Annotated in this window: 1 protein-coding gene; it reads right to left on the reverse strand. The window is 55.1% G+C overall.

Annotation, left to right across the window (positions count from 1 at the left end):
- Window positions 1-17: 17 nt before the first annotated feature.
- Window positions 18-677 (reverse strand): group II intron reverse transcriptase/maturase (locus GY791_17990; GenBank protein MCP4330321.1); only part of this gene is annotated, 660 nt, incomplete at its 5' end.

Raw genomic sequence — 677 nt, forward strand, 5'->3', positions numbered from 1 at the left:
ATCACTCGCGTCCGTAATCAGCAGCGAACCCCCGGAAGTTTCCTCTGGAGGACCCTCAGCTCGACAATCCTCGGGCTGTGAAGTCTCTTTCGGACCCGATCTTGGAATCCCTTCCAGGTCAGGCTCTTCTTCTGGCTCCTACGATTGAGCCATTTGAAGAGCAGCCGGCACACTTCATGGAAATACCACGCCAAGCCCGATGAGTTCCCAATAACACCGAAGTAGTTATAGTGACCTCTCAGCTTGAGGTTCAGTTCCTCGATCAAAAGCGGCAACCGCTTCGATCGATTCTTCTGTATCCACTCACTCGTGGCCTTGATGGCGCGCCGGAGGCGACAGCGGCCCGTGCGCCTTTTCAGGTGCTTATGGCCGTTCCTGTCCTTCCCCCAGGAGAGCTCGAAACCTAGAAATTCAAATTTCCGGTTTGCTTTACCCCGATACCGACCGAAGTCCAGAATCCGGGTCTTCTCCCCTGCCACTTCCAAGCCGAATTTCGCCAGACGACCTGGCAGTTGCTCATAGAAGTGGTACGCGTCGGCTTTGACCGAGAAGGCACAGACGAAGTCGTCCGCGTAGCGCACGTACTTCACCTCACCCTGCATCTCCTTCGACAGCTTCTTCTCGACCCACAGATCGAGCACGTAATGCAGGTAAACATTAGCCAAGGTCGGCGAGAT

It is taken from the genome of Alphaproteobacteria bacterium, from assembly GCA_024244705.1.
In the GTDB taxonomy this organism is placed as follows: domain Bacteria; phylum Pseudomonadota; class Alphaproteobacteria; order JAAEOK01; family JAAEOK01; genus JAAEOK01.